The sequence below is a fragment of the Consotaella aegiceratis genome (assembly GCF_036541425.1).
GTDB lineage: Bacteria > Pseudomonadota > Alphaproteobacteria > Rhizobiales > Rhizobiaceae > Consotaella > Consotaella aegiceratis.
This window is the reverse complement of record NZ_JAZHFT010000086.1, coordinates 1-7,046: the sequence shown is the minus strand read 5'-3', so window position 1 is coordinate 7,046 and position 7,046 is coordinate 1. Positions and strand designations below refer to the sequence as shown.

7 protein-coding genes and 1 rRNA gene are annotated in these 7,046 nt (G+C 66.4%); 2 read left to right on the top strand and 6 right to left on the bottom strand.

Features of this window, described 5'->3' with window-relative positions; all coding sequences use genetic code 11:
• Positions 1 to 107: ribosomal RNA gene (gene rrf / locus SMD10_RS24595) — 5S ribosomal RNA — on the top strand; the annotation flags it as partial.
• A gap of 298 nt (positions 108 to 405) precedes the next feature.
• Here rrf and SMD10_RS24590 read toward each other — a convergent pair.
• From SMD10_RS24590 to nikR, 6 genes are all read right to left on the bottom strand, one after another.
• Positions 406 to 1,137 (bottom strand): energy-coupling factor ABC transporter ATP-binding protein, encoded by a 732-nt coding sequence (locus tag SMD10_RS24590; RefSeq protein WP_331688374.1) that lies wholly within the window; start codon positions 1,135 to 1,137, stop codon positions 406 to 408.
• Positions 1,134 to 1,895, bottom strand: coding sequence for a cobalt ECF transporter T component CbiQ (gene cbiQ / locus SMD10_RS24585; protein WP_331688373.1), 762 nt, complete (start codon positions 1,893 to 1,895; stop codon positions 1,134 to 1,136). The genes SMD10_RS24590 and cbiQ overlap by 4 nt, the downstream gene beginning before the upstream one ends.
• Positions 1,892 to 2,542 (bottom strand): HI_1622 family ECF transport-associated protein, encoded by a 651-nt coding sequence (locus SMD10_RS24580; protein WP_331688372.1) that lies wholly within the window; start codon positions 2,540 to 2,542, stop codon positions 1,892 to 1,894. The genes cbiQ and SMD10_RS24580 overlap by 4 nt, the downstream gene beginning before the upstream one ends.
• Positions 2,539 to 3,165, bottom strand: a complete 627-nt coding sequence (cbiM, locus tag SMD10_RS24575) for a cobalt transporter CbiM (RefSeq protein ID WP_331688371.1) — start codon at positions 3,163 to 3,165, stop codon at positions 2,539 to 2,541. The genes SMD10_RS24580 and cbiM overlap by 4 nt, the downstream gene beginning before the upstream one ends.
• A 16-nt stretch (positions 3,166 to 3,181) precedes the next feature.
• Positions 3,182 to 3,958: a DUF4198 domain-containing protein gene (locus tag SMD10_RS24570; protein ID WP_331688370.1), complete on the bottom strand. Its 777-nt coding sequence runs from the start codon at positions 3,956 to 3,958 to the stop codon at positions 3,182 to 3,184.
• A 155-nt stretch (positions 3,959 to 4,113) separates the two neighbouring features.
• Positions 4,114 to 4,590, bottom strand: coding sequence for a nickel-responsive transcriptional regulator NikR (gene nikR, locus SMD10_RS24565; protein ID WP_331688369.1), 477 nt, complete (start codon positions 4,588 to 4,590; stop codon positions 4,114 to 4,116).
• 168 nt (positions 4,591 to 4,758) lie between these two features.
• On the opposite strand from nikR, the gene SMD10_RS24560 reads away from it, so the two are divergent.
• On the top strand, positions 4,759 to 5,751 hold the full coding sequence (locus tag SMD10_RS24560; protein ID WP_331688368.1) for an aldo/keto reductase: 993 nt from the start codon (positions 4,759 to 4,761) through the stop codon (positions 5,749 to 5,751).
• Positions 5,752 to 7,046 lie beyond the last annotated feature (1,295 nt).

Sequence of the window (7,046 nt, the reverse complement as noted above, 5' to 3'; positions counted from 1 at the left end):
TTACAGCGGGGCGGCCGCACCCGATCCCATTCCGAACTCGGCCGTGAAACGCCCCAGCGCCTATGATACTTCGTCTTAAGACGCGGGAAAGTCGGTCGCTGCCAGGTCTGCCAATTCCAAGCTTCTCTCTCTCTCTCTCTTCACATCCTCCCCAAAGCCCTGCCCGATCCCACCGGCAGGGCTTTTTGTCGTCTAGACGCCGCTATGCGCGCCACCGCCCACCAAGCGGAACGACATCGCCCCGCCGTCACGCCTCCCCCTCCTCGAAGCCACCCGAACCATCCCGATCGTGCTCGTAACACCGAAGCCCCAAAAACCGCGGCAGCCAACGCTCGCGACGGTTTGAAGGGCGGAGGAGATCAATGCGCTTGCGGTTCGGAAGCGGACCGACGTTGCCGCCTGGTTTCAGCCGGCCGGGACGTGATCGTGCGGCTCCTCTCCCGGATGGACGTGCACATGCTCCGAGACGTGCCGGTGACGGTGCAGGGTTGCGGGTGCCAGGCACCCGCCCTGGAGCAACAGCGCGCGGTCGGTCAGCCGCTCTAGAAATCCGTGATCGTGCGAAACCACGATCATGGCCATGTCCGTCGCCATCAGAAGCGCGGTCAGCCGCTCGAGATGAGCCGGGTCGAGGGCGTTGGTGGGCTCGTCGAGGAGCAGGGCTTGCGGCTCCATGGCCAGCACCGTCGCGAGGCTGACCAGCCGCTTTTCGCCACCCGACAGGTGATGGGTGATGCGGCTCGCCAGATGAAGCAGGCCGAGTCGGTCGAGCGTCGCCATAGCGCGGCCGGTGGCCGCCTTGGCGTCGAGGCCGAGATTGAGCGGGCCAAACGCCACGTCCTCGATCACGGTCGGCGCGAACAGCTGGTCGTCGGGATCCTGGAACAGGAAGCCAGCGCGAGCGCGTACTTCCCGAAAGTCCCGTTCGATGCGTCGCTCCGCCCCGAAGGCGACGATCTGCCCGGCCGTTTGCCGTTCCAGGCCGACCAGGGTCCTGAGCAGCGTCGTCTTGCCCGCTCCGTTGGCGCCGACCAGGGCGAGGCGGTCGCCCGGATCGAGCCGCAGCGAAATGCCGTCCAGGATCGTGCGGCCGCCCCTGGCGACGCTGACGCCGTTGAGATCGAAGAGCGGCGTCATGCGAGCCGATCCACGACGATGGCGAGCGACAGGGTGAGGGCGACACCGACGAGGAACAGCCCGTCGCGGGGCCTGGCCTGTAAATCGCTGACCAGCGCGAACCGGCCGTCGAAGGCGCGACAGCGCATCGCCTCGTCGACGCGCTCGGCGCGCTCCAGCGCCCGCACGAGGATCTGCCCGGTGAAATGGGCGAGGGTGCGCAGAGTGTGCAGCGAAGTGCCCGGGCGAAAGGCGCGGGCCCGCAGCGCATCGGACAGGCGGGCGGTCTCGCCGCCGATCACCGTCACATAGCGCGCCGAAAACAGGATCAGGTGAACGAGCTTCACCGGCACGCCGAGTTTGGCCAGCGCATGGGCGAAACGCACCGGCTCCAGTCCCGACAGCAGGATGAACAGAGTGAGGATCGATAGATTGGCTCGCAACAGCAGGACGATGGCGCGTTCGAGGCCCGACCGGGAGATCGTCAGCGGGCCGATCTGGGCCAGCGTCGTGCCGTCTACGGTGAACGGCAAGAGCAGTGCCAGGAGCACCAGAAACCCCTCGATATGGGCCATCCGACCGACAAGCCGGCGCGGCGACAGACCGGCCAGCGGCGCCGCGGCAAATGTCAGCACCAGCATCACGACCAGTACCGGAGACGAGTGCAGAGCTACCGCCGTCAGCACGGCAGCCAGCGCGGCGAGCAGGCGTGCGCGCGGATCGAGCGCATCCAGCGCGCCGCGTTCGGCTGTTGCGAAACCCGCGATGAAGCCGTTCACCGGCTCTGATCCCGGTGCGAGGACCGGCGCGACAGCGCCCAGGCGCCCAACCCCGCCAGGCCGACGATCATGCCGATGCCGCCCATGATGTCGTTGAAGCGCAGCCGCCCGTCCGCCTGATCATAGGCTTCGAGCAAAGGGCGGATCTGGCGCGCTACGGCGCGGTCCACCGCGGATTCGGTCAGCCGGGCGATTTCTGCCTCGTCGATTCCGCTGGCCGCTTGTGGCTCGGCGGGCGTTGCTGCCGGCCGAGCGGTGCGATCGGGCGGCGGGTCGGATTGTTGGACGGTTCGGGTGGCGTCAGGCTCCGAGCCGTCGAAAAAACGGTCCGCGGCGATTGTGGCGTCCGCCACATGGCCGTCGCCGGTGTCGACGGCGAGAACATAGTCTGCGACTTTCGGGGCGACCCACGAATAGGCGCCGCTATCGTCGGTGCGGCCTTCGAAAACCGTCTCGCCGTCCGGGGCGGTGATCGTCAGCTTGGCGTCATACGGCCGTCCGCCGCCGATGAAGAACGCGTAGCCGGAAACGGTCATGTCCTCGACCGTGGCAAACAGCTTCAGCCGATGGGCGAAAGCCGGCTGAGCGAAGACCAGACCGGCGAGCAGGACGGAGAGAAGCGCCAGCGCGCGGTGCGGCGCGTTCAAGCCGGCACCTCGGACACCCTGGCGAAGGGCAAGGCCTCGGGCTTCACCTCGGCCAGATAGCCGGCGACGAAGCCGGTGATCACCGCCTCGACGGCCGCGAGCGGCAGATAGGTGAGAGCGATCAGTTTCAGCGCCGGCGTATAGTCGGAGGCCGAGAGGCCGAGCGACAGTGCCAGCATGGCCGCCGTTCCCAGCACCGACAGGCCGCCGACGATCGCTGCAGCGAAGCCGAAGCGGGCGGACGACAGCCGCGCCATCAGCGGCCGGGCGGCGAGCGCGAAGACCACGCCGGGCAGGGCGATGTTCATGGTGTTGACGCCCAGCGTCGTCAGGCCGCCGAAACCGAAGAACAGCGCCTGCAGGAGCAGCCCGACGAAGACTGCGGCAAAGGCCCCGGTGCCGAGCACCAGCCCCATCAACCCGCCGAGCAGCAGATGGACGCTGGTCGGCCCGAGCGGCACGGCGACGAGCGAGGCGACGAAAAAGGCGGCCGACAGGATCGCGGTCTTCGGGATATCGCGTTCCTCGAGCCGCTTCAGGCCGATCGCCAGGCCGCCGAGGCACACGGCGCCGCCGCCGATCAGAACCGGCGCGGAGAGAACACCGTCGGGGATATGCGCCATGGGTTCGCTCTCGCCTTTATTCGCCCGGAGTGCCTTGCGCGGCCGTCATGTCCGTCGCCTTGACCCAGATCAGCCCGCCCAGCTCGGTCGCGCCTTCGCTGCCGTCCGGCGCGGCACGCGCCGGCCCGTCGACCAGCGCCGCAAGACCCCACCAGCCGGAATGCGGCAGCGCATAGGCGAAGACACCGTCCTGATCGGCCCGGATCACCTGGGTGATGAAGGCTTCGTTGGGCGGCGTGATGGAGCCGTCATTGACCCATTCCACTTCGATTTTTGCGAAGGGCACGGGCTTGCCGTCCTGGCGCACGATGCCGCGAAAGAGGTTGCCGGTCCATAGGCCCGTCGGCCGCGCCAGCGGCTCGATTTCCACCGGCAGGCCCACCGCCGTGTCCCACCCTTCGCCGGAGGCATAGGAATCGACGATCACCTTGGAATAGTGGATGATCCACTTGCGCTCCGCCGGCTCCCAATAGGGCTGCGGCTCGACGAAATAGCTGGCCGCGCCGGGTTCGTCGAGGCGGTCGGTCAGGTGCCAGGCGGTCTTTCCGTCGATGGAGACCTCCTGCAGCGCCTCGCCGAGATCGCGCACCGTGCCGTTCATCGAGACGCCGACGCGTGCCGGGCGCGCCATGTCCATGGTCGGCCCGCCTTCCATCGGATGCGTGAAGACGAGATCGAGGCTGATCTCGCCGCCTTCCGGCAATACGTCGGCCGAAGGCAGGATCTCCTGAAAATGGGCGGCTGCAGGCGCCACCGACAGGAGCGAGGCAGCAAGAGCGAGAACGATACGCATGAAACTTCTCCGGTCGCGACTTTGCCCGGATGATAAGACGTTTTTCAAAAAACATCATACGAAAATTGTCGCAGGCATCCGGTGCCGCGGTTGCCGTGGCGCGCGGCGGTTCGGCCCGGCGACGACGCTCGGGATCGGCGCCGCATCGCGTGGGCTCAGTGGTCGTGGTCGCCGTGATGGTGCGGCCCGTGATCTCCGTCATGAGCGTGCCGGGTTTCGCCATGCGCCGCCTTGTCCAGCGGAACCGAAACCACCTGTCCGTAGCGCACACCGCGCTCGGCGATGATCTGGGTGCCCATGTCGCGGATATCGGCCAGCTCGCCCTTGAGCACGGAGACTTCCATGCAGGTATCGGCGTCGAGATGCACGTGCAGCGAGGAGAGCGACAGATGATGGTGGCTGTGGAAGGCCTGGGTCAGGCGCTTCGACAGTTCGCGCGCCGCATGGTCGTAGACATAGACCAGCGCGGCGACGCCGGGGCCGGCGGCGTCGGTACTCGATCCGGCGCGGCGCAGGCCGTCGCGCACCAGGTCGCGGATAGCCTCCGAGCGGCCCTGATAGCCGTGTTCACCCGCGAAGCGGTCGACCTCGGCGAGAAGCTCCTCGTCGAGCGTGATGGTCACCCGTTGCATGCGCTCCTCCCGGTGATGGTCTGCGACTGGCCGGCACACTGGCGCGGTGGACCGCCGAACTCAAGCGATTCCGTCATGGGGCGGCCAAGCGTTTCTGGCCCCCTCGCGCCCGCCGCCGTTTCACCCTATGTCAGCGGCGATCAGGAGAAAGAGGGAAGGAGCTTCGTCATGGCCATTGCGACACGGCGGTTCGGCCGCACCGATTGGCAGGTCTCGGAGATCGGGTTCGGCGCCTGGGCGATCGGTGGCTCGTGGGGCGACGTCGCCGAGGCCGACGCCAAGAAGGCACTCAATGCCGCGCTCGACGCGGGCGTCACCTTCCTGGACACCGCCGACGTCTATGGCGACGGGCGGTCGGAGAGGATCATTCGCGACGTGCTTAAGCAGCGCGGAGGCGAGCGACCGGTGGTCGCCACCAAGGCGGGGCGGCGGCTGAACCCGCACGTGGCCGACGGCTATACCAAGGCGAATCTGGAAGCCTTCATCGACCGCAGTCTGCGGAACCTCGGGGTCGAGACGCTCGACCTGGTTCAGCTGCACTGCCCGCCGACCGAGGTCTATTACCGGCCGGAGGTGTTCGGCGGGCTGGACGAACTGGTCGCCGCCGGCAAGATCCGCCACTACGGCGTCTCCGTGGAGAAGGTCGAAGAGGCACTGAAGGCGATCGAATACCCCAACGTCGCGTCGGTGCAGATCATCTACAACATGTTCCGCCAGCGCCCGGCCGAACTCTTCTTCAAGGAAGCCGGGCGCCGCGGTGTCGGCGTCATCGTCCGCGTGCCGCTGGCGAGCGGCATGCTCACCGGCAAGATGACGGCAGAGACCCGGTTCGCAGCCGACGACCATCGCGCCTTCAATCGGTACGGCGAGGCCTTCGACGTCGGCGAAACCTTCGCCGGCGTGCCCTATGACGTCGCACTGGAGGCGGTGGACGAGTTGCGCGCGCTGGTGCCGGCGGACGCGACGCTGGCCCAACTCGCGCTCAAATGGATCCTGATGGAGGATGCCGTCTCCGCCGTCATTCCGGGCGCCAAGTCCCCGGCGCAGGCCGAGGGCAACGCCGGCGCCAGCGCATTGGCGCCGCTCTCCGCCGAGGCGATGGCCAAGGTGCGCGCGCTCTACGAGTCGAGGATCGCCCCGCACGTGCATCATCGTTGGTAGGCCCCGGCGGTGAGGGAGCCACGGCACGTTCGCGGCTTTTCCGCCACCGCGTCATCCTCGGGATGTGGGGACGTGCCAAAACGACCGGCGCCACGTGCGCGGCCGGCTGGGGCATTCTTTCCGCTGTCCGTCTCTCCCTTCCTCTTTTGCTTCGTTGATCTCGATGCTGTCCGATGGGACGGCGGAACGCCGGAGGCCGACCCTCCGAATGATGGTATTGTTACGGTCCGCCTCCGGCGTTCCGCGCGGGGTTTGATCGAGACGCGCGCGGGCTCTCGCTGCCCTCGCTCCGCCGAACCCTTCACCGCCCTGCGCCTGCAAACGCGCGGGACTGGCTCTGGCTGCCGCCGGGGGGAGTACGACCTCCGGGCCAGCGGCGCGCCGCCTTCCCCGCAGAATCTCGGAAGGCAGGCTCGGTCCGTCCCGTCCGTTTGCCACTCCTCCGGAAGGAGCCGCACCCGGACCCGCCCGCTTGGCCCCCGACCGATCCCGGCGATCGTCCGTGCCCATTCGTGGGCCAGCGGTGACGGGATGATAGGAGAGGTGGGAAAGGGCGGGGACAAGTTTTCGACTTGCTGCGGCACCTTGAGTTGCTGCGGCACCGCGCGGCGGTGCAACAGCCCCTCATGGTGAGCCTGTCGAACCACAAGGGGCGCTCGGCACCGACGCACTGTCCGCGTCAGGCTGGAGCCCTTGATCCCCCGCCCTTCGACAGGCTCAGGATGAGGGATCAAGGACGTTGGCGCCTATGATGTCCGCGCTGCGCCCGAGGCGGGCGTACTGGCCCATCCAAGAGTTCACCGAAGGCGGACATCATTTAGGAAAGGCCGAATCACGACAAGGTGATGGGAAGCAGTGCTTGGCCGCCCACAATGCCGTCGCGCTGCTCGACAGACTGACATCATGCTCTTGCCAAGCAAGATATATTGTGAGCCTTATCCATAACGATGAATGAAAGAAAGATTATTGAGGCGATACAATCCGCGACACTAGATGTTGACCCATATGGGGGGACACCTCGTGGGATGATCAATGTTCTTTCGAAGATTCTTAGAAAATCAGGAAAGTACGACGAATTTGATAACTATTCAATTCACATAATAGGTACTTCTGGATCGGCCTGGACGATTGAAGAATTTGCTAAATCGGTGGTCAGACGTGCCATCTCATACCGCTGAGCGGATGATCTGACTCTGGCGTGATTTGCGTGGCTTCGGCGACCGTGATTCCTTCGTACTAGATGCGACGAGGGAGATGCGGATGGCGTTGGAGATCAGCGACAGATATTCGGCAGG